18 protein-coding genes are annotated in these 25,320 nt (G+C 71.7%); 7 read left to right on the top strand and 11 right to left on the bottom strand.

The window, feature by feature from the left end; translation table 11 throughout:
* Positions 1-15 precede the first annotated feature (15 nt).
* The 3 genes from ACZ6QQ_RS03920 to ACZ6QQ_RS03910 form a co-directional block, all read right to left on the bottom strand.
* Positions 16-924: an ATP-grasp domain-containing protein gene (locus ACZ6QQ_RS03920; RefSeq protein ID WP_465874517.1), complete on the bottom strand. Its 909-nt coding sequence runs from the start codon at positions 922-924 to the stop codon at positions 16-18.
* Between the two features lie 5 nt (positions 925-929).
* A complete protein-coding gene (locus ACZ6QQ_RS03915; RefSeq protein ID WP_465874125.1) occupies positions 930-1,265 on the bottom strand; it encodes a hypothetical protein in 336 nt (111 codons plus the stop codon).
* A 368-nt stretch (positions 1,266-1,633) separates the two neighbouring features.
* Positions 1,634-2,599 carry a heme o synthase gene (locus ACZ6QQ_RS03910; protein ID WP_465874123.1) on the bottom strand — a complete coding sequence of 322 codons (966 nt, stop codon included), beginning with the start codon at positions 2,597-2,599 and terminating at the stop codon, positions 1,634-1,636.
* Between the two features lie 268 nt (positions 2,600-2,867).
* On the opposite strand from ACZ6QQ_RS03910, the gene tkt reads away from it, so the two are divergent.
* The 6 genes from tkt to pgl are packed head-to-tail and all read left to right on the top strand — an operon-like array spanning position 2,868 to position 11,248.
* Positions 2,868-5,006, top strand: a complete 2,139-nt coding sequence (tkt, locus tag ACZ6QQ_RS03905) for a transketolase (protein ID WP_465874122.1) — start codon at positions 2,868-2,870, stop codon at positions 5,004-5,006.
* 14 nt (positions 5,007-5,020) lie between these two features.
* Entirely contained in the window at positions 5,021-6,199 is a 1,179-nt protein-coding gene (gene tal / locus ACZ6QQ_RS03900) for a transaldolase (RefSeq protein WP_465874120.1), read from the top strand.
* A 2-nt stretch (positions 6,200-6,201) separates the two neighbouring features.
* Positions 6,202-7,848 (top strand): glucose-6-phosphate isomerase, encoded by a 1,647-nt coding sequence (locus ACZ6QQ_RS03895; protein ID WP_465874515.1) that lies wholly within the window; start codon positions 6,202-6,204, stop codon positions 7,846-7,848.
* Between the two features lies 1 nt (position 7,849).
* Positions 7,850-9,397 carry a glucose-6-phosphate dehydrogenase gene (gene zwf / locus ACZ6QQ_RS03890; RefSeq protein WP_465874117.1) on the top strand — a complete coding sequence of 516 codons (1,548 nt, stop codon included), beginning with the start codon at positions 7,850-7,852 and terminating at the stop codon, positions 9,395-9,397.
* Positions 9,398-9,437: 40 nt separating this feature from the next.
* Positions 9,438-10,481 carry a glucose-6-phosphate dehydrogenase assembly protein OpcA gene (locus ACZ6QQ_RS03885; RefSeq protein ID WP_465874115.1) on the top strand — a complete coding sequence of 348 codons (1,044 nt, stop codon included), beginning with the start codon at positions 9,438-9,440 and terminating at the stop codon, positions 10,479-10,481.
* Positions 10,478-11,248: a 6-phosphogluconolactonase gene (gene pgl / locus ACZ6QQ_RS03880; RefSeq protein WP_465874114.1), complete on the top strand. Its 771-nt coding sequence runs from the start codon at positions 10,478-10,480 to the stop codon at positions 11,246-11,248. The genes ACZ6QQ_RS03885 and pgl overlap by 4 nt, the downstream gene beginning before the upstream one ends.
* A gap of 108 nt (positions 11,249-11,356) precedes the next feature.
* On the opposite strand, the gene ACZ6QQ_RS03875 is transcribed toward pgl, so the two are convergent.
* From ACZ6QQ_RS03875 to rapZ, 8 genes are all read right to left on the bottom strand, one after another.
* Positions 11,357-11,695 (bottom strand): RNA polymerase-binding protein RbpA, encoded by a 339-nt coding sequence (locus ACZ6QQ_RS03875; RefSeq protein ID WP_465874112.1) that lies wholly within the window; start codon positions 11,693-11,695, stop codon positions 11,357-11,359.
* A gap of 135 nt (positions 11,696-11,830) precedes the next feature.
* A complete protein-coding gene (secG, locus tag ACZ6QQ_RS03870) occupies positions 11,831-12,088 on the bottom strand; it encodes a preprotein translocase subunit SecG (protein WP_121155430.1) in 258 nt (85 codons plus the stop codon).
* A 48-nt stretch (positions 12,089-12,136) separates the two neighbouring features.
* Complete coding sequence (tpiA, locus tag ACZ6QQ_RS03865; RefSeq protein WP_465874110.1) at positions 12,137-12,928, bottom strand: triose-phosphate isomerase; 792 nt, start codon at positions 12,926-12,928, stop codon at positions 12,137-12,139.
* Positions 12,928-14,127, bottom strand: a complete 1,200-nt coding sequence (locus ACZ6QQ_RS03860) for a phosphoglycerate kinase (protein WP_465874108.1) — start codon at positions 14,125-14,127, stop codon at positions 12,928-12,930. The genes tpiA and ACZ6QQ_RS03860 overlap by 1 nt, the downstream gene beginning before the upstream one ends.
* Entirely contained in the window at positions 14,124-15,128 is a 1,005-nt protein-coding gene (gene gap / locus ACZ6QQ_RS03855) for a type I glyceraldehyde-3-phosphate dehydrogenase (RefSeq protein ID WP_465874106.1), read from the bottom strand. The genes ACZ6QQ_RS03860 and gap overlap by 4 nt, the downstream gene beginning before the upstream one ends.
* A gap of 303 nt (positions 15,129-15,431) precedes the next feature.
* Positions 15,432-16,412, bottom strand: a complete 981-nt coding sequence (whiA, locus tag ACZ6QQ_RS03850) for a DNA-binding protein WhiA (protein ID WP_465874104.1) — start codon at positions 16,410-16,412, stop codon at positions 15,432-15,434.
* A 51-nt stretch (positions 16,413-16,463) separates the two neighbouring features.
* Positions 16,464-17,441 (bottom strand): gluconeogenesis factor YvcK family protein, encoded by a 978-nt coding sequence (locus tag ACZ6QQ_RS03845; protein WP_465874103.1) that lies wholly within the window; start codon positions 17,439-17,441, stop codon positions 16,464-16,466.
* Positions 17,438-18,367 carry an RNase adapter RapZ gene (rapZ, locus tag ACZ6QQ_RS03840; RefSeq protein ID WP_465874101.1) on the bottom strand — a complete coding sequence of 310 codons (930 nt, stop codon included), beginning with the start codon at positions 18,365-18,367 and terminating at the stop codon, positions 17,438-17,440. The genes ACZ6QQ_RS03845 and rapZ overlap by 4 nt, the downstream gene beginning before the upstream one ends.
* A gap of 791 nt (positions 18,368-19,158) precedes the next feature.
* Here rapZ and ACZ6QQ_RS03835 point away from each other — a divergent pair.
* A complete protein-coding gene (locus ACZ6QQ_RS03835; RefSeq protein ID WP_465874100.1) occupies positions 19,159-25,317 on the top strand; it encodes an amino acid adenylation domain-containing protein in 6,159 nt (2,052 codons plus the stop codon).
* Positions 25,318-25,320: the final 3 nt, after the last annotated feature.

Genomic DNA, 25,320 nt, shown 5'->3' with positions numbered 1-25,320 from the left:
GGGCGGTGGCACGGGTCAGGGAAGGTGGCGCAGGACGGCGTCGGCGAGGCGCTCGGCGGCACCGGAGGCGTGCGACAGGAACAGGGACGGCTCGGTCAGCTCCAGTTCGACCAGCACCGGGGCGCCACTCGGGCCGGGAATCAGGTCCACCCGGGCGTAGAGCAGCCGGTCGGTCCCGCCGGGCAGGGCGGCCAGCACCCGGTCGGCCACGTCCCGCTCGGCCGCTTCCGGGGTACGAGGAGTGATCTTCTCGGCCCGGAACAGCTCGACCGTTCCCGGGTCCGGTCCGGTCAGCATCGCGCCCTTGCCGATCGCGTGACTGAAGGCGAGCCCGTCCGGGCCGGCGATGAAGAGCAGGGCGGTCTCCCCGACGGTGTCCACCGCGCTCAGGTACGGCTGCACCATGGTCAGCCGACCGGCCGCCCCGAGCCGCTCGACGTGCCGCCTCGCCAGGTCACGTACGCCGGGGTCGGACAGGTCGTACCGGCCGGTGTCGAGGCTGCCGACGCTGATCGCGGGCTTGATCACGTACTCGCCGGTGGTCGGCGGCAGCCAGCTCCCGCCCGGCGCCACCCACTCGGTCGGCACCGTCGGCACACCCGCTCCGGCGAGTTCGCCGAGATAGCGCTTGTCGGTGTTCCAGCGCACGACCTCGGCCGGGTTGGCCAACCGGGGCACACTGGCCGCCCAGCGGACGAACTCCTCCCGGCGCGGGGCGTAGTCCCAGGCCGAACGGAGCACCGCCAGGTCGTACGCGGCCCAGTCGACCTCCGGCGCGTCCCAGACGACCGGTTGGGCCCGTACCCCTCGGGCGGCCAGCGACCCGAGCAGCAACCGGTCGTCCGGGTCCAGGTCGGGTAGTTCGGCGCAGGTAACGAGAGCGACCCGGGGCTCCCCCCGGGTCGCGGTGTGGTGCTCGGACAAGTTGCTCAACGGGCCATCACGCGCCGCGCCATCGACCGCCACAGGTCGTTGCTCGGCCGCATCTGGTCCATCAGTTCCCGCTCCCATTCGTTCTCCACCGCGACGCCCGCCTTCTCGCAGGCCAGCCGGGCGACGTCGGTCCCCTCCGCGAACTGGTCCGCCCACACGCCGTCCTCGCCGACCAGGACGATGCGCGCTCCCCGCTTGCCGACGTACTCGATGACCGCCTTCGCGCCGCCGTGTCCGGCGGCGAACGTCTTGATGCCGGCTACCAGACCGCTCGGAGCCGGGGTCGCGACGGTCTGTTCACTCGTCAGCGTCGTATCGGAACCATCTGCCATGAACGGAAGCCTAAGCAGAGGTGACCTCACGTGCCGCCCAGTTGTCGGGAATTTGTGACGCCAATTACCTATCGGGTTAAGGAAAAACACAGGTGTTTTATGCCCATTTATCCGTTATAGGCGTCCATCATTGTAGAACAAACCAGGACGAACCACCCCTCCCCTTGAGCCACCCCGACTCACCCCGACCCACCCCCACAAAAAATTCCCGACATACAACCCACTTGTGATTAACCCGCTCGATCCACCCCGCTCCCCCAGAGGCGCCTCTTGTAGAGAAGGAGTGGGAATTCACGACGGAATTCCCACTCCTTCTCTACAAGAGTGCGGATCTTGACCGGGGTGGGGTGGGGGTGGGGTGGGGGGGGTCAGATCAGGGCGTCGAGGGCTACGGCGACGAAGAGGATCGTCAGGTAGGTGGTCGACCAGTGGAACAGGCGCATCGGCTTGAGGGGCTCGCCGTGGCGGGCTCGGGCCTGTAGGCGGTGTGCCTCCAGTAGGAAGATCGCCCCTACCACGACGGCGGTACCGCCGTAGATCGGACCGAGTTCGTCGCTCACCGGCCACGCCGACAACGACGCCGCCACGGTCAGCCAGGAGAAGGCGACGATCTCGATGCCGACCCGCCGGATCGACGCCACCACCGGCAGCATCGGGATACCGGCCCGCGCGTAGTCGTCCTTGTACTTGATCGCCAGGGCGTAGAAGTGCGGCAGCTGCCAGAAGAAGACCAGCGCGAACAGCGCCCACGCGGCCGGCGACAGCGAACCGGTCACCGCGGCCCAGCCGATCAGCACCGGGGCCGCCCCGCAGATGCCGCCCCAGAACGTGTTCTGCGGCGTGGTGCGCTTGAGCCACATGGTGTAGACGAGGTCGTAGTAGGCGATCGCCCCCAGGGTCAGCGCGGTGGCCAACCAGTTGGTGAAGACCGCCATCAGCGCCACCGACACCACGGCCAGCGTCAGACCGAAGAACAACGCGCTGCGCGGCGCCACCGTGTGGGTCGGCAGCGGACGCCGCTTCGTACGCCGCATCAACTGGTCGATGTCACGGTCGATGTAGCAGTTCAACGCGTTCGCCGCACCGGCCGCCAGCGAGCCGCCGACCAGCACCACCACGATCAGCCAGACCGAGCCCACTCCACCGGCCGCGAGCATCATCGCCGGAACGGTGGTGACCAGCAGCAGCTCGACGATCCGGGGCTTGGTGAGCGAGACGTACGACCGGACCACCGCACCGATGTCACGGCCCCGGCTGGTCGAACCGGCCGGCGTTACGGCCTCCGGTTCCCCCGCAGGGCTGGTGGCGACCGGTCGCTCGGTGATCGTGCTCACGGATTGCCACCTTCCGGCATCGAGGCGGAGATCGGATTCGGCGGCGACCGGGCCGGGTCAGCACGCCGAGCGACAGCCTACGCGTCGCCCTTTTGGCTGACCGGGCGACCCGTCAAGGGTGCGGGCGGTCACATCTCGGGCCGCATGCGTGTCAGCGGATCAGCCGGGTCCGAGAGTATCGGCATCTGGATCCCCGGGCGCACGTTTAGCCCGGGTCGCTAGGGTCATCCCAGAGGGTTCCGACCACTGCCGAGGAGCACAAACCATCGTGGCTGCCAAACGACCCGCGCAATCTCCGCTGAACTGGACCGACCTCGATCGTCGGGCCGTCGATACCGTTCGCGTGCTGGCCATGGATGCCGTGGAGAAATCCGGCAACGGCCACCCCGGTACGGCGATGAGCCTCGCGCCCGCCGCGTACCTGATTTTCAACCGGCTGCTGAAGCACGACCCCACCGACGCCGCCTGGCCGGGCCGGGACCGGTTCGTCCTCTCCGCCGGACACTCCAGCCTCACCCTCTACATCCAGCTCTACCTCAGCGGTTACGGGCTCGGCCTGGACGACCTGAAGTCGCTGCGCCAGTGGGGTTCGCTGACCCCGGGCCACCCGGAGCACGGCCACACCGTCGGCGTCGAGACCACCACCGGCCCGCTCGGCCAGGGGCTCGGCAACGCGGTCGGGATGGCGATGGCCGCCCGGCGCGAGCGCGGTCTGCTCGACCCGGACGCCGAGCCCGGCCAGTCCGTGTTCGACCACCACATCTGGTGCATCGCCTCGGACGGCGACATCGAAGAGGGCATCAGCCACGAGGCGAGTTCGCTGGCCGCGCACCAGAAGTTGGGCAACCTCGTACTGATCTACGACGACAACGAGATCTCCATCGAGGACGACACCCGGATCGCCAAGAGCGAGGACGTCGCCGCCCGCTACGCCGCGTACGGCTGGCACGTGCAGACCGTCGACTGGCGGGCCGGCGACGCCGACCAGGGTGACTACCACGAGGACGTGGAGGCGCTCTACGCCGCGCTGACCGCCGCCAGGGAGAACACCGACCGGCCCTCGTTCATCGCGCTGCGCACCATCATCGGCTGGCCCGCGCCGAACAAGCAGAACACCGGTAAGATCCACGGTTCGGCGCTCGGTGCCGACGAGACCGCGGCCACCAAGAAGATCCTCGGTTTCGACCCGGCGCAGAGCTTCGCCGTCGACCCGGAGGTGCTGGCGCACGCCCGGGGCATCGTCGAGCGCGGCCAGGCCGAGCACGCCGAGTGGAACACGGCGTACGACGCTTGGGCCAAGGCCAACCCGGAGCGCAAGGCGCTGCACGACCGGCTCTCCACCCGTACGCTGCCGACCGGCTGGACCGACGCGCTGCCGACCTGGCCGGCGGACGCCAAGGGCGTCGCCACCCGGGCCGCCTCGGGCAAGGTGCTGGAGGCGCTCGCCCCGGCGCTGCCCGAACTCTGGGGCGGCTCGGCCGACCTGGCCGAGAGCAACAACACCACGATGAAGGGCGAGCCGTCGTTCATCCCGGCCGAGTACGCGACCAAGGACTTCCCCGGTCACGAGTACGGCCGCACGCTGCACTTCGGCATCCGTGAGCACGCCATGGGCGCCATCCTCAACGGCATCGCGCTGCACGGCGGCACCCGCCCCTACGGCGGCACCTTCCTCGTCTTCAGCGACTACATGCGCCCGTCGGTGCGGCTCGCCGCGCTGATGAAGCTGCCGGTGGTCTACGTCTGGACGCACGACTCGATCGGCCTCGGCGAGGACGGACCGACCCACCAGCCGGTCGAGCACCTCACCACCCTGCGCGCCATCCCCGGCCTGGACGTGATCCGGCCGGCCGACGCCAACGAGACCGCCTGGGCCTGGCGGCAGGCGCTGACCAACACCGACCGGCCGGCCGCGCTGGCCCTGAGCCGGCAGCCGCTGCCGACCTTCGACCGGGAGACGCTCGGCTCCGCCGAGGGCGTGGCCAAGGGCGGCTACGTCCTGGCCGAGGCGTCCACCGCGCAGCCCGAGGTGATCCTCATCGGCACCGGCTCCGAGGTGCAGCTCTGCATCACCGCGCGGGAGCGCCTGGAGGCGGCCGGCACCCCCACCCGGGTGGTGTCGATGCCGTGCCAGGAGTGGTTCCACGAGCAGGACTCGGCGTACCGCGAGTCGGTGCTGCCGCGCGCCGTCCGGGCCCGGGTCAGCGTCGAGGCCGGCATCGCGATGTCCTGGCGGGAACTGGTCGGCGAACTGGGCGAGAGCGTGAGCCTGGAACACTACGGCGCGAGCGCCCCGCACACGGTCCTGTTCGAGCAGTTCGGCTTCACTCCCGACCACATCGTCGCCGCCGCCCACGCGTCGCTGGCGAGGGTCGGCGAGATCACTGGTTCGACCACCGGTAACTGAGAGAGGGTCAGCACATGACGGACAGGTTGGGTGAGCTCAGCGCGGCGGGCGTCGCGGTCTGGCTCGATGATCTTTCAAGGGTGCGACTCAGCTCCGGCGGGCTGGACCAGCTGCGCCGCGAGAAGCACATGGTCGGGGTCACCACGAACCCGACGATCTTCGCCAAGGCGCTCAGCGACGCCGACGAGTACAACTGGCAGTTGCGTGACCTGGCCGTCCGCGGGGTGTCCGTGGAAGAGGCCGTACGCATGCTGACCACGTACGACGTCCGGTGGGCGACCGATGTGATGCGTCCGGCGTACGACAGCTCGGCCGGGGTGGACGGTCGGGTGTCGATCGAGGTCGACCCCCGGCTCGCCTACGAGACCGAGAAGACCGTGGCCGAGGCCAAGTCGCTGTGGTGGCTGGTCGACCGGCCGAACCTCTACATCAAGATCCCGGCGACCGAGGCCGGCCTGCCAGCGATCACCGCGACCCTGGCCGAGGGGATCAGCGTCAACGTGACCCTGATCTTCGGGCTGGACCGCTACTCGCAGGTGATGGACGCGTTCCTGGCCGGGCTGGAGCAGGCGAAGGCGAACGGGCACGACCTGACCAAGATCGGTTCGGTCGCCTCGTTCTTCGTCTCCCGCGTCGACTCCGAGGTCGACAAGCGGCTGGAGAAGATCGGCTCGGCCGAGGCGAAGGCACTCAAGGGCAAGGCCGCCGTCGCCAACGCGCAGCTCGCCTACGAGCGGTACACCGAGGTCTTCTCCTCCGACCGCTGGCAGGCGCTCGCCGACGCCGGTGCGCACCCGCAGCGCCCGCTCTGGGCCTCCACCTCCACCAAGAACCCGGACTACCGCGACGTGATCTACGTCGAGGAGCTGGTCGCGCCCGGTACGGTCAACACCATGCCGGAAGCGGTCATCCACGCGTACGCCGACCACGGCGAGACCCGGGGCGACACCATCACGGGCGCGTACGACGCCGCCCGTCAGGTTCTCGCCGATCTGATCTCCGTCGGGGTCGACTTCGACGACGTGATCAACACGCTGGAGCGCGAGGGCGTGGAGAAGTTCGAGGCGAGCTGGGAGGAACTGCTCGACGGCGTACGCAAGTCGCTCGAAGCGGCGGCCAAGGGCGCCAGCCAGCCCAACGCGGCGGCCCAGGGCAACGCCGAGGCCGCCCAGCAGGCGGGAGGCAACGCGTGACCGTGACCCAGGACCTGGGGAGCGCGGAGGCGGCGGCCGGACTGACGGTCCACGGCGCGGAGGCGATCGACGCCTCCGCGCCCGGCTCCACCCGCGCCGCCCTGGTCGCCGACAACGCCCCGCAGCGGTTGGCGGCCAAGGACGCCACCCTCTGGGGGCCGGACGCCGAAGCCGAGGCGACCAAGCGGCTCGGCTGGGTGGACACCCACCGGCACAGCCGCGAACTCCTCCCCCAGCTCGCCGAGCTCAAGGCCGAACTGGCCGACCTCGACCACGTGGTCCTGGCCGGGATGGGCGGCTCGTCGCTGGCCCCCGAGGTGATCGCACGTACCCTGGGCCGGCCGCTGACCGTGCTCGACACCACCGATCCGGGCCAGGTCCGGGCCGCGCTGCGCGACCGGCTGCTGAGCACCGTCGTGGTGGTCGCCAGCAAGTCCGGCTCCACCGTGGAGACCGACAGCCACCGGCGGGCCTACTGGCAGGCGTTCCTGGACGCCGGCCTGACCGAGGCCGAGGCCGGCCGGCACTTCGTCATCGTCACCGACCCCGGCTCGCCGCTGGCCGACACCGCCGCCCAGATGGGTGCGTTCGTCGTCCTCGCCGACCCGTTCGTCGGTGGCCGCTACTCGGCGCTGACCGCGTTCGGCCTGGTCCCCTCGGCCCTGGCCGGGGTCGAGGTGGTCGAACTGCTCGACCAGGCCGAGGAACTGGCCGGGTCGCTCGCCGGGGACAAGGACAACCCCGGCCTCGCGCTCGGTGCCGCCCTCGGCACCGCCGCCACCGGCGGCCGGGACAAGGTCTCGCTGATCTCCGACGGCACCGGCATCGAGGGGCTCGGCGACTGGGCCGAACAGCTCATCGCCGAGTCGACCGGCAAGGGCGGCGTCGGCATCCTGCCGGTGGTGGTCGAGTCGCCGCAGGCACCCGGTGCCACCGGACCGGACGTCCTCACCGTCACCTACGGCGGGTCGCTGACGCCGGGCACCTCGCCCGGCGCCGGGATCAACCCCCAGCTGGCCGTCAACGGCCCGCTCGGGGCCCAGTTCCTGGCCTGGGAGTACGCCACCGCGCTGGCCGGGGTGGTGCTCGGCATCGACCCGTTCGACCAGCCGAACGTCACCGAGTCCAAGGAGAACACCAACCGGATCCTCGACGGCGGACTGCCGGACGAGGCGCCGTCGTTCACCGCCGACGCGATCGAGGTGTACGCGCCCACCGGCGCCCCGGGCGACCTGCCCGGTGTGCTCCGCTGGCTGCTCGACGGGCTCGGTACGGACGGCTACCTGGCCGTGATGGCGTACCTCGACCGGTTCGGTGACGCCGACGCCGGCCAGGTCCGGCCCCTGCTCGCGCAGGCGGGCGGCCGCCCGGTGACCTTCGGTTGGGGACCCCGGTTCCTGCACTCGACCGGCCAGTACCACAAGGGTGGACCGCAGGTCGGTTCGTACCTCCAGATCACCGGCGCGGTCGCCGAGGACCTGCCGGTGCCGGGCAAGCCGTACACCTTCGGTGAACTCCAGGCGGCCCAGGCGGCCGGCGACCGGCAGGCCCTGGCCGGCCGGGAGCGACCGGTGCTGCGCCTGCACCTGACCGACCGGGCGGCGGGTCTGGCCCAGCTCCTCGACGCGCTCCGAGAGCTGCGGAGCTGAGATGGGCCCAGGGTTGAGCAACGAGGGGGACGCCGTGAATCCGCTGCGCGATCCGCAGGACCGGCGGCTGCCGCGCATCCCGGAGCCGTGCGCTCTGGTGATCTTCGGCGTAACGGGTGACCTGGCCCAGAAGAAGCTGATTCCGGCCGTGTACGACCTGGCCAACCGGGGGCTGCTGCCGCCGGGCTTCGTGGTCCTCGGATTCGCCCGGCGGGACTGGGGGGACGGTGACTTCGAGTCGCTGGCCTACCAGGCCGCCCGCAAGGGTGCCCGTACGCCGTGGCGGGACGAGGTCTGGGCCCGGCTCGCCGGCAACATCAAGTTCGTCGGCGGCTCGTTCGACGACGACGAGGCGTTCGACTCCCTCGCCGAAACCCTGGACGAACTGCGCAGCACCCACGGGATCGCCGGTAACGCGGCGTTCTACTTCTCCATCCCACCCGCCGCGTTCCCGGTGGTCCTCAAGCAGCTCGCCCGGACCGGAATGGCCGACAACGCCAAGTCCGGCGGCTGGCGGCGGGTGGTGGTGGAGAAGCCGTTCGGCTCCGACCTGCCGTCGGCGAAGTCGCTCAACGACCTCGTCGACGACGTCTTCACCCGCGACGATGTGTTCCGCATCGACCACTACCTGGGCAAGGAAACCGTCCAGAACATCCTGGCGCTGCGGTTCGCGAACAACCTGTTCGAACCGCTGTGGAACTCGAAGTACGTCGACTCGGTCCAGATCACCATGGCCGAGGACGTCGGCATCGGCTCCCGCGCCGGTTTCTACGACTCGGCCGGCGCCGCCCGCGACGTACTCCAGAACCACCTGTTGCAGCTGCTCGCCCTGGTGGCGATGGAGGAGCCGACCAGCTTCGACGCCGCCGAGATCCGGGCCGAGAAGCTCAAGGTGCTCCGGGCGATCACCATCCCCAAGGACGTCGCCACCGGCACCGTACGCGGGCAGTACCTGCCCGGCTGGGTGGCCGGACAGCGGGCCGTCGGGTACCTGGAGGAGAAAGACATCCCGCCGGACTCGACCACCGAGTCGTACGTCGCGGTGCGGTTGGGTATCCAGAACCGGCGCTGGGCCGAGGTGCCGTTCTACATCCGGGCCGGCAAGCGGCTGCCCCGCCGGGTCACCGAGGTGGCGATCATCTTCAAACGGGCACCGCACCTGCCGTTCAACGCCACCGACATGGAGATGCTCGGCAACAACCAGCTCGTCGTGCGGGTCCAGCCGGACGAGGGCGTGGTGCTGAAGTTCGGCGCCAAGGTGCCGGGCACCACCATGGAGGTCCGCGACATCGCGATGGACTTCCAGTACGGCGAGGCGTTCACCGAGTCCAGCCCGGAGGCGTACGAGCGGCTGGTGCTCGACGTGCTCATCGGGGACCGGACCCTGTTCCCGGACGCCGCCGAGGTGGAGCAGAGCTGGCAGGTCATCGACCCGCTCGAAGCCGCCTGGCGGGGCACCCGGCCGGAGCCGTACCGGGCCGGCGAGTGGGGCCCGCGGGCCGCCGACGAGATGCTGGAACGAGAGGGCCGGGCATGGCGGCGGGCGTGAGCGCGCGCGGCCGCTCCGGCGAGCAGACCAGGAGGCTCCTTTGATCGGCCTATGGGACACCACCGGCAACGAGGTGGTCAAGGCGTTGGCCGCCGAGCGCCGCAGCGCGGGCGGGGTGGCCAGCGGCATGGCGCTCACGCTGATCGTGGTGGTGGACGAGAAGCGGGTCCGGGAGGCCGAGGCGGCGGCGACCATCGCCGCCGCCGCGCACCCGTGCCGGCTGCTGGTCGTGGTCCGTTCCGACGTGGAGCGGGAGCAGAGCCGGCTGGACGCCGAGATCGTCGTGGGCGGCCGGCTCGGGCCGTGCGAGGCCGTCGTGATGCGGATGTACGGCCGGCTCGCGCTGCACGCCGAGTCGGTGGTGATGCCGCTGCTGGTGCCGGACGTTCCGGTGGTCACCTGGTGGCACAGCGAGCCGCCGACGCAGATCGCGAACGACTTCCTCGGTGTGGTCGCCGACCGGCGGATCACCGACGCCGCCCAGGCGGTCAACCCGGTCGACGCGCTGCGCCAGCGGGCGGTCGACTACGCCCCCGGTGACACGGACCTGGCCTGGACCCGGATCACCCCGTGGCGCACCCTGGTGGCGGGCGCGTTCGACACCACCGCCGCGCGGGTCACCGACGCCACCGTGGTGGCGCCGAGCACCGACCCGACCGCCGCCCTGATGATCGGCTGGCTGAGCGCCCGGCTCGGGATCGCGCCGAGGTGGCAGGACACCAACGACCACGCCCGGATGCGCTCGGTCGAACTCGACTGCGCGAACGGCGACCGGCTGGTGCTCACCCGGGAGAACAACACCGCGATCTTCGAGCGGACCGGGCAGGCCGACCGGCACCTCCCGCTGACCCGTCGCCCGCTCGGTGACGAGTTGGCCGAGGAGTTGCGGCGGCTGGACGCCGACCAGATCTACGCCGAGGCGCTGAGCTCGACCACCGGCCTCACCGGCCTGGACGAGCGGCCGGGCCAGCGGGTGCACATCTGGAAGGACCCGACCGCGCCGAGGCGCGCCGCCGTACCCGCCGGGGCGTCGGGCGACACCCCGGCGACGACACCGGCCGGATCCGGGGGACCGGCACAGTGAGCGAAACCGCGGTGGAGGTGCACGCCGACGCGGGCGTACTCGCCCAGGTGGTGGCGGCCCGGTTGGTGGTCAAGCTGATCGACGCGCAGGCCGACCGGGGTGAGGCCGGGGTGGTGCTGACCGGGGGGCGGATCGCCGCGGCGGTCTTCCTCGCGGTACGGGACCTGCCGGCACGGGACGCGATCGACTGGTCCCGGGTCGACGTCTGGTGGGGAGACGAACGCTTCCTGCCGTCCGGTCACCCGGAACGCAACGAGACCCAGGCACGGGCGGCGCTGCTCGACGCGCTGCCGCTGGATCCGGCCCGGGTGCACCCGATGCCGCCGTCGGACGGCCCGGACGGGCCCGACCCGGAGGCGGCGGCGGCCCGGTACGCGGACATCCTGGCCACCTCGGCCGGCCCCGGTACGGCCTCCCTGCCCCACTTCGACGTGCTGATGCTCGGGGTGGGCGAGGACGGGCACGTCGCCTCGGTCTTCCCGGAGCACCCGGTGGGTTACGAGACCCGTCCGGTCAGCGCGGTACGGGGCAGCCCGAAGCCGCCACCGATCCGGATCACGCTGACCCTGCCGGCGATCAACACGGCCGAAGAGGTCTGGCTCGTCGCCGGCGGGGCCGACAAGGCACGGGCGGTCGGCATGGCGCTGGCCGGTGCCGGAGCGCTCCAGTTGCCGGCGGCCGGCGTGCACGGGGTGGAACGTACCCGGTGGTTGCTGGACCGGGCGGCCGCGGCCGAGGTCAAGCCGACCTTCCGCAGCCTGCGCTGATCCGACCGGCACGGCCGGGCCCGATGGTGTGAGCCGGGGCCCGGCCATTGTGCCGATGAGGTCCGTCCGCCGTGACCGGTTTGTACCGGTGTCGGAGCGGGACTTCGGTCAGTGCTCGCCGCGACGGCGACGCAACGCGGCGAGCGCCTCGTCGAGCAGGGCCGCCCCGTCGGCGTCGCTGCGGCGTTCCTTCACGTATGCCAGGTGGGACTTGTGCGGCTCGGCCCGGACTCGCCCCGGCGGGTTCTGCACGTCCTGCCCGGCCGGCTGGCCGCAGTGCGGGCAGTCCCAGGTGTCGGGCGGGTCCACCTCGGCCGCCAGCAGGATCTCCACCATGTGCGCGTTGGCACACCAGTAGGTGACCGGGCGGCGGGGAGCCGGCTCGGACCGGCCGGTCGGGCGGGCCGGTCCGGCGCCGACCCTGGTACCACGGATAGCACTGCTCACGCTGTTCGCTCCTGTCGTCGGAGGGGAACCACCACCGGTGTGGTGGCGGCGTGTTGCGACGGGGTGCGAGAAAACGGCTGCGCGCGGCCCGTTGGTACGGACCGCGCGCAGATGTTGCGAGTTGCGGCAGGCAGGTCAGCTGGCCATCGCGAGCTTGAGCCAGAGACCCAAGCCGACAATGCACGCAAACCAGACAACGCCCACCAGAACCGTGTAACGGTCGAGGTTCTTCTCCGCCACCGACGAACCGGCAAGGCTGGAGCTCACCCCGCCGCCGAACATGCTCGACAACCCGCCGCCCTTGCCGCGGTGCAGCAGGATCAGCATGGTGAGCAGCACGCTCGTGATAACCAGCAACACGATCAACGTGTATGCGAACTGGATCGGAAGCATGGTAAGGATCGGTCCTCTCGTGACGGGCTCGTCAACAATAGCGGCCGGCTATACGTTGATGTGCTCCGGGAACCGGCAGATTTTAGCGAACTCCTCGGCATCCAGGCTCGCCCCGCCGATCAGCGCACCGTCGACGTCCGGCTGAGCCATGATCGCCGCGATGTTGGACGACTTCACCGAGCCGCCGTAGAGGACCCGCACCTGGTCCGCGGTGGCCTGGCCGAACGTCTCGGAGATCCGCTGACGCACCGCGCCGCAGACCTCCTGGGCGTTCTCCGGGGTCGCCGTCTTGCCGGTACCGATCGCCCAGACCGGCTCGTACGCGACCACGACCTGTGCGACCTGCTCCGGGGTGAGCCCGGACAGGGCCGCGTCGAGCTGGTCGCAGCAGTGCACCACGTGCCGGGACTCCTCGCGGACGTCCAGGCCCTCGCCGATGCAGAGGATCGGCGTGATCTCACTGCCCAGCGCGGCCACCACCTTGGCGTTGACCAGGGCGTCGTCCTCGTGGTGGTAGGCCCGCCGCTCGGAGTGCCCGACCACCACGTACTGGCAGCCGAGCTTGCTCAGCATCGGCCCGGAGATGTCCCCGGTGTACGCCCCCGGCGGGTACGGCGACAGGTCCTGCGCGCCGTACCCGATCAGCAGCTTGTCGCCCTCGATCGCCGTCTGCACACTGCGCAGCGAGGTGAACGGAGGCAGGACCACCGCCTCGACGTCGGTGAGCTGCTGCACGTTCAACCGGAACGCCAGGTCCTGGACCAGCTTGTTGGCCTCGAAGTGGTTCAGGTTCATCTTCCAGTTGCCGGCCATAAGCGGCCGGCGTACGGGTGTGGCCATCACTTCTCCAGGGCGGCGATACCGGGGAGGGTCTTGCCCTCCAGGTACTCCAGCGAGGCTCCCCCGCCGGTCGAGATGTGACCGAACGACGACTCGTCCAGCCCGAGCGCGCGTACCGCGGCGGCGGAGTCACCGCCGCCGACCACCGTGAACCCGTCCACCGCGGTGATCGCCTCGGCGACCCCCCGGGTGCCGGCGGCGAACGCCGGCATCTCGAACACGCCCATCGGACCGTTCCAGAAGATGGTCTTGGCGCCGCTGATCACCTCGGCGAACGCCGCCACCGTACGCGGGCCGACGTCCAGGCCGAGCCGGTTCTGCGGGATCGACTCCGCCGGCACGGTCTCGTGCGCGGCGTCCGGCGCGAACGCCGTCGCGGCAACCACGTCGAGCGGCAACACGATCTTGCCGTCGGCACGGGCCAGCAGGTCCCGGCAGGTGTCGACCATCTCCTCCTCCAGCAGCGACGTGCCCACCCCGTGGCCCTGGGCCTTGAGGAAGGTGAAGCACATCCCGCCGCCGATGAGCAGCCGGTCGACCGTCGGCAGCAGCGCCTCGATCACGGCCAGCTTGTCGCTGACCTTGGAGCCGCCGAGCACCACCACGTACGGCCGGTCCGGCTCACCGGTCAACCGGGAGAGGACCTCGACCTCACGCAGCACCAACCGGCCCGCGACGTGCGGCAACCGCGCCGGCACGTCGAACACGCTGGCGTGCTTGCGGTGCACCGCGCCGAACGCGTCGTCGACGTACGCCTCGGCGAACCCGGCGAGCTGGTCGGCGAAGGCGCCCCGTTCGGCCTCGTCCTTGCTGGTCTCCCCCGGGTTGAACCGCAGGTTCTCCAGCAGCACCAGTTCACCGGAGGCGATCGTGTCGACGGCGGCACGGGCCGAGTCGCCCACGGTGTCGGTCGCGAAGGTCACCGGCGTTCCGAGCAGCTCGGCCAGCCGGGTGCCGACCGGGGCGAGGCTGTACTGCGGGTCCGGGGCGCCCTTCGGCCGCCCCAGGTGCGAGCAGACGATGATCGCCGCGCCCGCGTCCCGCAGGGCGGTCAGGGTCGGCAGCACCGCCCGGATCCGCCCGTCGTCGGTGATCGCCCCACTGGCCTTGTCGAGGGGGACGTTCAGGTCGGCGCGCACCAGCACCCGCCGACCGGACACCCCCTCGGCCAGCAGATCGTCGAGGGTACCGATGCTCACAGCGAGGAACCCACCAGCTTGACCAGGTCGACGAGCCGGTTCGAGTAACCCCACTCGTTGTCGTACCAGCCGACGACCTTCACCTGGTTGCCGATCACCTTGGTGAGGCCGGCGTCGAAGATGCAGGAGGCCGGGTCGGTGACGATGTCGGTGGAGACGATCTCGTCCTCGGTGTAGACCAGGATGCCCTTGAGCGGGCCCTCGGCGGCCGCCTTGAGCGCGGCGTTGACCTCTTCGACCGAGGTCTCGCGGCGGGCGGTGATGGTCAGGTCGGTGGCCGAACCGGTCGGGATCGGCACCCGGAGCGCGAAGCCGTCGAGCTTGCCCTTCAGCTCCGGCAGGACCAGGCCGATCGCCTTGGCGGCACCGGTCGAGGTCGGCACGATGTTGAGCGCGGCGGCGCGGGCCCGGCGCAGGTCCTTGTGCGGACCGTCCTGGAGGTTCTGGTCCTGGGTGTAGGCGTGGATCGTGGTCATCAGACCCTTTTCGATGCCCACCGTGTCGTTGAGGACCTTCGCCATCGGGGCGAGGCAGTTCGTGGTGCACGACGCGTTCGAGATGATGTTGTGCTTGGTCGGGTCGTACTGGTCGTGGTTGACGCCCATCACGACCGTGACGTCCTCGTTCTTCGCCGGAGCGGAGATGATGACCTTCTTGGCGCCGCCGTCGATGTGCGCCTTGGCCTTGGTGGCGTCGGTGAAGAAGCCGGTCGACTCGATCACGACGTCCGCGCCCAGGTCGCCCCACGGCAGCTTGCTCGGGTCCCGCTCGGCGAACGCCTTGAAGGTGTGGCCACCGACGGTGATCTCGTCGGCGGTCGCCTTCGCCTCGTGCGGCAGGCGGCCCAGGATGCTGTCGTACTTGAGCAGGTGCGCCAGCGTGGCGTTGTCGGTCAGGTCGTTCGCGCCGACCAGTTCGATGTCGGCGCCCGAGGCGAGCACCGCACGGAAGAAGTTACGGCCGATTCGGCCAAAGCCGTTGATGCCAACCCGGATGGTCACAGGCCATCTCCTCGCAGTCTGGTCCGGCGGCGTTCAGCCCGATCGCCGTCGGAGATGTGCGCGCCGACCGCAGGAGTCGGCCGCCGATAGTAATCGGCCACCCCGCCGCGGTCCGAGGACCTGACCGCCCGAGGCGGTGAATACGGCGCGAGTAACCGGTTCCGGCCCCGTCGCCGTACGCTCGGTACCTTATCGGAGCGGAAAGGGCCCCGTTGCGTCGGGGCGTAAACCCACCACCGTCGGGGGACGATTCGGGCACTGTCGAGGTGGGACGGCGTGTGCCGGCCCACCGACGCGCGCACCTCAGACGGCCAGCATGTCCGGCGTGACCGCCGCCTCGGTGTCCGGGATGCCCAGGTCCCGCGCCCGCTTGTCGGCCAGCGCCAGCAGCCGCCGGATCCGACCCGCGATCGCGTCCTTGGTCAGCGGCGGGTCGGCCAGCGCGCCCAGCTCCTCCAGCGACGCCTGACGGTGCTCCAGCCGCAGCTGCCCGGCCGAGGTCAGGTGGTTGGGCGCCTCCTCGGCCAGGATCTCCAGGGCCCGGGTCACCCGCGCGGCGGCGGCCACCGCCGCCCGCGCCGACCGGCGCAGGTTGGCGTCGTCGAAGTTGGCCAGCCGGTTGGCGGTGGCCCGCACCTCGCGCCGGACCCGACGCTCCTCCCAGGCCAGCACGCTGGAGTGGGCGCCGATCCGGGTCAGCAGGGCGGCGATCGCGTCGCCGTCCTTGACCACCACCCGGTCGACCCCGCGCACCTCGCGGGCCTTCGCCGTGATCCCGATCCGGCGGGCCGCGCCGACCAGCGCCAACGCCGACTCCGGGCCGGGGCAGGTGATCTCCAGCGCGCAGGAACGGCCCGGCTCGGTCAGCGAGCCGTGCGCCATGAACGCACCCCGCCAGGCCGCGACCGCGCAGCAGACGTTCGCCGCCACCACGTGCGGCGGCAACCCGCGTACGGGTCGGCCCCGGACGTCGAGCAGCCCGGTCTGCCGGGCCAGCGCCTCACCGTCCTTGACCACCCGCACGATGTAGTGGCTGCCCTTGCGCAGCCCACCGGAGGCGAGTACGTGAATCTCGCTCGGGTAGCCGTACACCTCGGCCACCTCGCGACGCAGTCGCCGGGCGACCGCCCCGGTGTCGAGCTCCGCCTCCACCACCACCCGTCCGGAGACGATGTGCAGGCCGCCCGAGAACCGCAGCAGGGCGGCCATCTCCGCCCGGCGGCAGCAGGGTTTGGGCACGTCGACCCGGCTCAGCTCGTCCTTGACCGCAGCCGTCATCGCCATTGTCGTCACCTCGTGGCCGGTTCCGGCGTGATGCCGGTGATTCGTACGTGCTTAACGATCGGCGCCCAGGACAGGCACCAGTGCGGCTCCCAAAGCGGTGGGATCGTGTCGTGGGCTGCCGTCCTGAACAGCCACCGGAGCGAGCACCAGCCGCGCACCCAGCGATTCTGCCGCACGATCGACCGGTTCGGGGTCACCTACCGCTTTCCCGTCCGCGAGAACCAGGTCTACCCTCAGCTCCGGCAGATACCACCGGAGCGCGGCCAGGTGGTCCGCGACCGACAGCCCGAGCGTCTCCTGCTCGGTCGCCAGGTTGAGGGTGACCAGCCGCCGGGCCGGGCTCGCCACGATCGCGGCGGCCAGCTCCGGGACCAGCAGGTGCGGGATCACGCTGGTGTACCAGCTGCCCGGACCGAAGATCAACCAGTCGGCCTCACCGACGGCGACGACCGCCTCCCGGCAGGCCCGGGGCCCGGACGGGGTCAACCGCACCGACTCCACCCGCCCCTGGGTCACCGCCACCGCGTGCTGGCCGCGTACGGTCCGCACCGCCTCCGGCCGGGCCGGGTCGGTGCCGCGTACCCGCGCCTCGATGCCGATCTGCTGGCAGGACATCGGCAGCACCCGCCCGATCGCGCCGAGCATCGCCCCGGCGTGGTCCAGTGCCGCCACCGGGTCGCCGAGCTGTTCCATCAGGCCGAGCAGCACCAGGTTGCCGACGGCGTGCCCGGCCAGCGGATCCTCGCCGGGCGGGCGGACACCCCCGTCGGCGAACCGGTGCTGGAACAGCTCGGCGCTGCGCCGGGTGGCGGGGCGTTCGGCGGCCAGTGCGACCAGCGCCTGGCGCAGGTCGCCGGGGGGCAGCGCGCCCCGCTCGGCGCGCAGCCGGCCGCTGGAGCCACCGTCGTCGCCGACCGTCACCACGGCGGTGATGTCGAGTTCGAGGTCGGGCGCGCAGCGGCGCAGGGCCCGCAGGGACGCCGACAGGCCGTGGCCGCCACCGAACGCGACGACCTTGATCGCCGTCACTCGCGACCCAGGTCGCGGTGCTGGGCGTTGGCGGCCAGCCGGGCCTGGCGCAGCCGGCTGGCGAGTTCCTCCGCGATCGCCACGCTGCGGTGCTTGCCGCCGGTGCAGCCCACGGCCACGGTCAGGTACCGCTTGCCCTCGCGCTCGAAGCCGGGCGCGGTCGCGTTGATCAGGCGGGCGTACGTCTCGACGAAGGTCACCGCGCCGTGCTGGCCCAGTACGTACCGACTCACCGCTTCCTCCCGCCCGTTGTGCTCGCGCAGTTCCGGTACCCAGTACGGGTTCGGCAGGAACCGGGCGTCGAGCACGAAGTCGGCGTCCGGCGGCAGCCCGTACTTGAAGCCGAAGGAGAGGACGGTGACCTTGAGCCGTCGGGCGTCCTCGCCGCCGAAGAGCTCCTCGATCCGGCTGCGGAGCTGGTTGACGTTGAGGTGACTGGTGTCGATGATCACGTCGGCCTGTTCGCGGGCCTCCTCAAGCAGGCCGCGCTCGACCGCGATGCCGTCGGCCAGCCGCCCGTCACCCTGGAGCGGGTGTGAGCGCCGTACGCTCTCGAAGCGCCGGATCAGCACCTCGTCGTCCGCGTCGACGAAGACCACCCGGGGCTGGAAGCCGCGCTCCTTGAGTGCCCGGATCGCCCCGGACAGGTCGGTCGAGAAGGCGCGGCTGCGCACGTCCAGCACCATCGCCGTCTGCCGGGTGGTTCCGCCGGCCTGGAAGGCCAGCTCGGCCATGTCCAGCATCAGCGCCTGCGGCAGGTTGTCCACCACGTAGAAGCCGACGTTCTCCAGGGCTCGGGCGACCGTGCTGCGACCGCCGCCGGAGACCCCGGTGACCACGACCAGATCGGTCTCGGACCGGCTCGGCGCCGCGTCGACCGCGGTCTCGTCCGAGCGTGATCCGTGCGCGCCGCCGCGCTCGCTCACTCGTTCCCCCCATAGCCGCACGCGTCCGCCGACCGCCGATCGTCGGTCGGCACCGGGCGCACGGGATCGATGTATAGTCATCAGTCACCGTCCCCGGGCCGCTGAGCCCCCCGTTTACGGAGGGGGTGCCCGCGAGCAGGCCGAGGATCGGCGTCGCTATCACGTAGTTGTCAACGACGAAGAGCAGTCACTCTATCCGGCCGGTCGGCTCCGATCCGCCACCGGGTTGGCCGAGAGTCGACGCCGAGGGGTCAGCGGGCGACCGCCCCGGCCGCCAAGCATGATCAATTTTGCCGTACGAACGGGCGTCTCGATTGTTCGAGCCGCCCGCTTTTGTCTGCCACGACTGGTTTGAGCAGGGCGCCCGCGATGCACCTTGAATCCGTACGGTTGCATTAATCTTCTTTTGTTTTTTGCAACGAATGACTTCGACGGACACGGCGCCAGTGGCCGAATGGACCACCCTCGCGAGCCGAGTGGCATGAATGCGTAGTCCTAACGGGGCAGGACCGGGTAACGACAACTTCGTGGCTTTTTGTCATAGAGAATGTGGTCAAATCGGCCCCTATCGCCCCAGCTGGGGCCCCGCTGGCCGGGTCGCGCCCCAGTGTTGACAGATCTGAATGGCTCTCGTATTTTTTGGGCACCCCCGAGCGCAGCGCGAAATTCCCCATCTTCCGACCGCCTGCCATGCTTCCGCGCGCCCCGAACGAGCGCCGGAGTGCATTAACCGGCGACATTTCATGGTGCGCCGACAAAGCGGGCCCACCACTAACGGAGGAAAGCAGACCGTGCGGTCGACCAGCAGTAGCGCAGCCGAGGTCGAGGACGACCAGCCGAACACGGCCGAACCCGACGGCGAGAGCTACGACCTACTGGCACTCCAGCAGGGACTGCTGTTCCACAACCACTTCGAACCCGGCTCGGGCGTCGACATCCTCCAGGTCGTGATCGACTGGCCGGAACCACTCGACCCGGCCGCGATGTCCGCCGCCTGGCAGGCCGCCACCCGACGCCACCCGGTCCTGCGGACCGCGTTCAGCTGGCTCGGTCAGGACCGGGCCACCCAGCGGGTCTACCCCGAGGCGACCATACCGGTGCACCGGTACGACTGGCGTACCGAGGATCCCGGCGACCCGGCGGACCGGCAGGCCCGACTGGACCGGTTCCTCGCCATCGACCGGTCCCGAGAGTTCGACCCGTCGACCGCCCCCCTGGTCCGGGTCGGGCTGATCCAGCATGGACCCGACCGGCACACCATCGTGTTCAGCCTGCACCACGTGATCCTCGACGGCCGCTCGGTGCACCTGCTGCTCAGCGAGGTGTTCAACGAGTACGCCGCGACCGTCGCCGGCACGTCGCACACGCCCCCCGCCCGCCGGTCGTTCCGGGACTTCGCACGCTGGGCCGGGCGGCGCCCGCTCGCCGACGACCAACGGTTCTGGCGTACCCGGCTGAGCGGGGTCACGCTGCCCACGCCGCTGCCGCTGCGGCCGGCCGCCGACACCCCGCCGCGCGAGCCGGACTCCGTACGCGAACTCGCCCTCACCTTCGACGAATCCGACAGCGCGGCGCTGAACCGGACCGCGCAGGCCGTCGGCGTGCCGCTGAGCACACTGGTCAACGCCGCCTGGGCGGTGCTGCTGCACCGCTACAGCGGTGAACGGGACGTGGTGTTCGGCGCGGTCCGCAGTTGCCGCCGAGGCAGCATCGAGCAGGCGGACACGATCGTCGGCATGCTGATCAACACCGTGCCGCTGCGGATCGACGTCCGTCCGCACGCGACCGTACGGGACTGGCTGGTCGAGGTACGGGCCCAGATCGACGCGGTCCGGGCGCACCAGGTCGCGCCGCTGACCGCCGTGCAGGGCTGGAGCGGGCTGCCGCCGACCGAGCCGCTGTTCGAGAGCCTGCTCATGTACGAGCACCGCGAGTTGCAGACCGCGCTGCGGGGCTCGGTTCCGGAGTGGAACGGGCGTACCGCGCGGGTGCACCGGCACCCCGGACCGCCGGTCACCGTCTGCGTCTTCGGTGAGCCGACGCTGCGGGTACTGCTCTACCACGACCGGCGCCGGTGCACCGACGACGCCGCCGCCGCGATGCTGCGCCACTTCACCAACCTCCTGGTCGGACTGGCCACCGGCCTGGACGCCCCGGTAGCCGACCTACCCCTCTTCGCCCCCACCGAACACCACCACCTCACCCGCACCTGGGCCGGCCACCCCACCCCCACCACCGCGCCTCTTGTAGAGAAAGAGGCCCTTTCCGCGCCGGAATTACCACTCATTCTCTCCAAGAGGCGGACGGACACGACCGGGGTGAGCGGCGGCGGGACGATTGGGGAGCGGTTCGGCGAGCAGGTGCGGTTGCGGCCGGACGCGGTTGCGGTTACCGGGGTGGACGGGACGCTCAGTTACGGCGAACTCGACGCCCGCGCCAACCAGCTCGCCCATCTGCTGATCCGGCGCGGGGTCACCCCGGACCAGCCGGTGGCGGTCGCCCTGCCCCGGTCGGTCCGGCTGGTGCTGACGCTGCTGGCGGTGGTCCGGGCCGGGGCGGCGTACCTGCCGCTCGATCCGGCGAACCCACCGGCCAGGACCGGGGACCTGCTGGCCGCCGCCGGCGACCCGCTGGTGCTGACCGCGACCGGCACCGACCCGACCGGCACCGGGATCGCGCCGACGACCCTGCCGGCCGGTGCCCGGACGATCGACCTCGACCGGATCGGGGACGAGCTGGCCGAGCTGCCGACCACCGCGCCGCAGCCCCCGATCTCGCCGGAGAGCCTGGCCTACGTCAACTACACCTCGGGCTCCACCGGGACACCCAAGGGCGTGGCGGTGCCGCACCGGGCCGTACTCCGGCTGGTGCACGAGCCGGGATACCTGCGGCTCGGCCCCGACCAGACGGTCCTGCACCTCGCCTCGGCGGCGTTCGACGCGGCCACCCTCGAACTCTGGGGCAGCCTGCTCAACGGCGCCCGACTGGTCGTCGCCCCACCCGACCCGCTCGGACCGGTGGAGATCGCCGGGCTGCTGCGGGCCGAGCGGATCAGCGTGCTCTGGCTGACCGCCGGACTGTTCCACCAGGTCGTCGAGCAGGACCCGGGCGCGCTGGCCGGGGTGGACCAGCTCCTGGCCGGCGGTGACGTGCTCGACCCCGGCGCGGTCCGCGCCGCCCTGCGGGTCCGCGCCGGTCGTCCCCTGGTCAACGGGTACGGGCCGACCGAGAACACCACCTTCACCTGCTGCTACCCGATGACCGACCCGGCGGCCGTACCCGCGCCGGTGCCGATCGGGCGGCCGGTGCCCCGCACCACCGTCTACGTCCTGGACCAGCTGCTGCGGCCGGTGCCGGTCGGGGTGCCCGGTGAGCTATACACCGGTGGCGACGGGCTGGCCCGGGGCTACCTGGGCGAGCCCGGCCGGACCGCCGAGCGGTTCCTGCCCGACCCGTTCGACCACCGGCCCGGAGCCAGGATGTACCGCACCGGGGACCGGGTCCGCTGGCGCACGGACGGGACGCTGGAGTTCCTCGGTCGGATCGACCGACAGGTCAAGATCAGGGGCTTCCGGGTCGAACCGGCCGAGGCCGAGGCGGTGCTCCGGGCCCACCCGCTGGTCGGCGAGGTCGCCGTGGCGGTGCACGGCGAGGGCGAGCGCCGCCGGCTGGTCGCGTACGTCAGCCCGGCGGCCAAGCTGGACCAGCGGGAACTCGACGCGTACGCGGTCGCGCACCTGCCGGTGTACCTGCGCCCGGCCGGGTACGTGCTGCTGCCGGAGCTGCCGCTCAACCGCAACGGCAAGGTGGACCGGGGTGCCCTGCCCGCCCCGACCGCGCCGACCCGGCCGGCCCCCGAGCGGCCGTTGACCGATCCCACCCAGGTCCGGCTCGCCGCACTCTGGGTCGAGTTGCTCGGGGCCGAGGTGGGCCGGGCCGAGGACGACTTCTTCGCCCTCGGCGGCAACTCGCTGCTCGCCACCCGGCTCGCCTTCCTCGCCGCCGAGCGGTTCGGTGTCGAGCTGCCGGTCCGCGCGGTCTACGACCAGCACGATCTGGCCGGGTTGGCAGCCGAGATCGACCGGCGCCGGGCCGCCCCCGAACCGGCACCGGTCCGGATCACCGCCCGCGACCGGGGCGCGTACCGCAACGCCGGCACCGGCCCACAGCCGACCACCAACGGTGCACCGCCGGCCGGGAACGGCTCACAGCCGACCGCCAAGGCCGCACGGCCCGCCGACGGTTCGACGTCGACCGCCACCGACGGTTCGCGTCCGACCGTCGTCAATGGTTCGCACCCGACCGCCACCACCGGCACCCGGCCGGTGTCGACGACGGATCCGGCCCCGGTGCCCGGCACCGGCACCGGGCACCTGGTGCGACCCGGTGCGGGACCGTGGGCGATGTGGCGCTGGGTCGGGCTGCGCGCCGCCGGCTTCCCGGTCGGGCCGCTCACCCGGCTCGGCGACCCCGAGCACGTACTCCGGACCGACGCCGTGCTCGCCGCCGAGGACCGGCTGGCGCAGGTACGTCGCGCGCTCGCCGACAACCTGCACCAGGCCCGGCGGGCCGCCCCGACCGAGCAGCGGTCCCGCTGGAACCGGGCCGACCGGCAGGTCCGCCAGGGGGCGGTGCCGGACGAACTGCCGGCGGTGGCCGACCCCGCGCTGGCGGCGCTGCTGGCCGAGAACCGGGCCGCCCTCGCCGACGCCGTCGAACGGGTGGCGGCCGACCGGCTCGCCTTCGCCCGGTCCCACGAACAGGCCAGCGCCCGGCGCAGCGCCGGACTGCGGGCCGCCGCCGCCGACCCGCTCCTGCGCGAGGCGGTGACCTGGCAGAACCGGCACGCCCTGCGGACCGGCCTCGATCCGCTGCTGCACCGGGCCGGGCCCGGCGAGGGGGAGCCACCGGCGGCCCGCGACTCCAAGCACCGGCAGCACGAGGCACTGGTCGCCACCTACCTCCAGCGGTACTGCGTCAAGAACGACACCATCGGCTTCTTCGGACCGGTCGGCTGGGCCACCGTCGCACCCGGCGACATCCCGCTGCGGATCGAGCACGGCCCGACCCCGCTGGCCGTCCGTACGGTCTACTTCGAGAACTGGGCCATGGCCGGGCTGGCGGACGCGCTCACCGAACGCGACCCCCGGCTGGCCCCGTGGCTGATCCCGCGCCGGCTGCCGTTCCTCAGCGTGCTCGACGACCAGCTGCTGCTGCCGCTCACCCCGCCGGCACCGCTGCCACCGGTGACCGCCCGGCTGCTCGCCGCCGCCGACGGGACCCGCACCGCGTACGACATCGCGGCCGAGTTGGTGGCCGACCCGAGCAGCGGGCTGCACTCCCCGGAGGAGGTCTACCGGCTGCTGGCCGAGCTGCGCGACGCCCACCGGGTGACCTGGTCGCTGGAGGTGCCGAAGGAGGACCTGTTCCCGGAGCGGTCGGTCCGGGACCGGCTGAACGCGGTCACCGACCCCGCCGTACGCGAACCGGCCCTGACCGCCCTGGACGACCTGGTCCGGGCCCGCGACGCGGTCGCCGCGGCGGCCGGCGACGCCGACCGGCTCGGCGCGGCCCTGGCCGACCTGGAGACGACGTTCACCACGCTCACCGGTGCCGCGCCGACCCGCCGGGCCGGCCGGGTCTACGCCGGCCGCACGCTGGTGTACGAGGACACCCGGGCCAGCAACCGGGTCACCCTCTCCACCGACCTGGTCGGCACCCTCTGGCCGGCGCTGAGCCTGCTGCTGGAGAGCGCCCGCTGGTTCACCTTCGCCGGCACCGCGCTGTTCAGCCGGGCCTGCCGGGAGCGGTACGCCGAACTGGTCGGTCGCACCGGCAACGCGCAGACCACTGTCCCGTTCGCCGACTTCTGGCTCTGGGCCAACGACCTGCTGTTCGACCTGCCGGAGCGGCTGATCGCACCGGTGATCCGGGGGTTGCAGGACCGGTGGAGCCGGATCCTGCCGGACCTCGACGGGCAGCGCCGGATCCAGCTCGACTCGGCCAGCATCGCCGACCGGGTGGCGACCGCGTTCGCGGCGCCCCGCCCCGGCTGGATCGGCGCGTACCAGCACTCGCCGGACGTGATGCTGGTCGCGGACGGGCCCGAGGCGATCGCCCGGGGCGACTTCCACTGGGTGGTCGGCGAGGTCCATCCGGGTGTGAACACGCTCCGGGCGGCCCTGTTCATGGCCCAGCACCCGGAGCCCGCGGAACTGGTCTCGGCGATGTGGACGGACCTGCCCGGCCCCCGGGTGGTGCTGGCCGCGACCGGTGAGGAGGGCGGGGCACCGTCCCGGCTGACCGACAAGCTGATCATCGAGCGGGACCTGCGTCTGGTCTTCGGGCACGACAGCTGCGGCCTGGACCCGAGGACCGCGGTCGCGGTGGCCGACTGCGTACTGGAGTCGCGCGACGGGACGCTGGTCGTCCGGACCCGCGACGGGAAGTTCGCCCTGCCGCTCACCGAGGTCGTCGGCGAGGCCCTGATGCTCCAGGTGATCCAACGGTTCGACCTGCTCCCGCCGGCCGACCACCGGCCCCGGATCACCGTCGACAACGTGGTGATCGCCCGGGAGAACTGGCGGTTCGGCGCGGCCGCGCTGGAGTTCGCCCGGACCGTCGACGAGGCGGAACGGTTCCGCGAGGTACGCCGCTGGCAACGCGAAGCCGGCCTGCCCCGGTACGTCTTCGTCAAGACGCCGGTGGAGAAGAAGCCGTTCTTCCTCGACTTCGCCAGCCTCGCCTCGGTCGACGGCTTCGCCCGCGCGGTCCGCCGCACGGTCGAGGGCGCCGGACCGGACGCGACCCTGCGACTGAGCGAGATGCTGCCCACTCCCGAGCAGCTCTGGCTGACCAACCCCGACGGCGGTCGGCGAACCGCCGAGTTCCGCCTGGTCGCGGTGGACACCCGCCGGCCGGACACGCCGGCACCCGGACCGGGAGCGTGACGT

The sequence above is a fragment of the Micromonospora sp. NPDC049529 genome (assembly GCF_055586685.1).
This window is presented reverse-complemented; position numbering and strand designations above follow the sequence as displayed.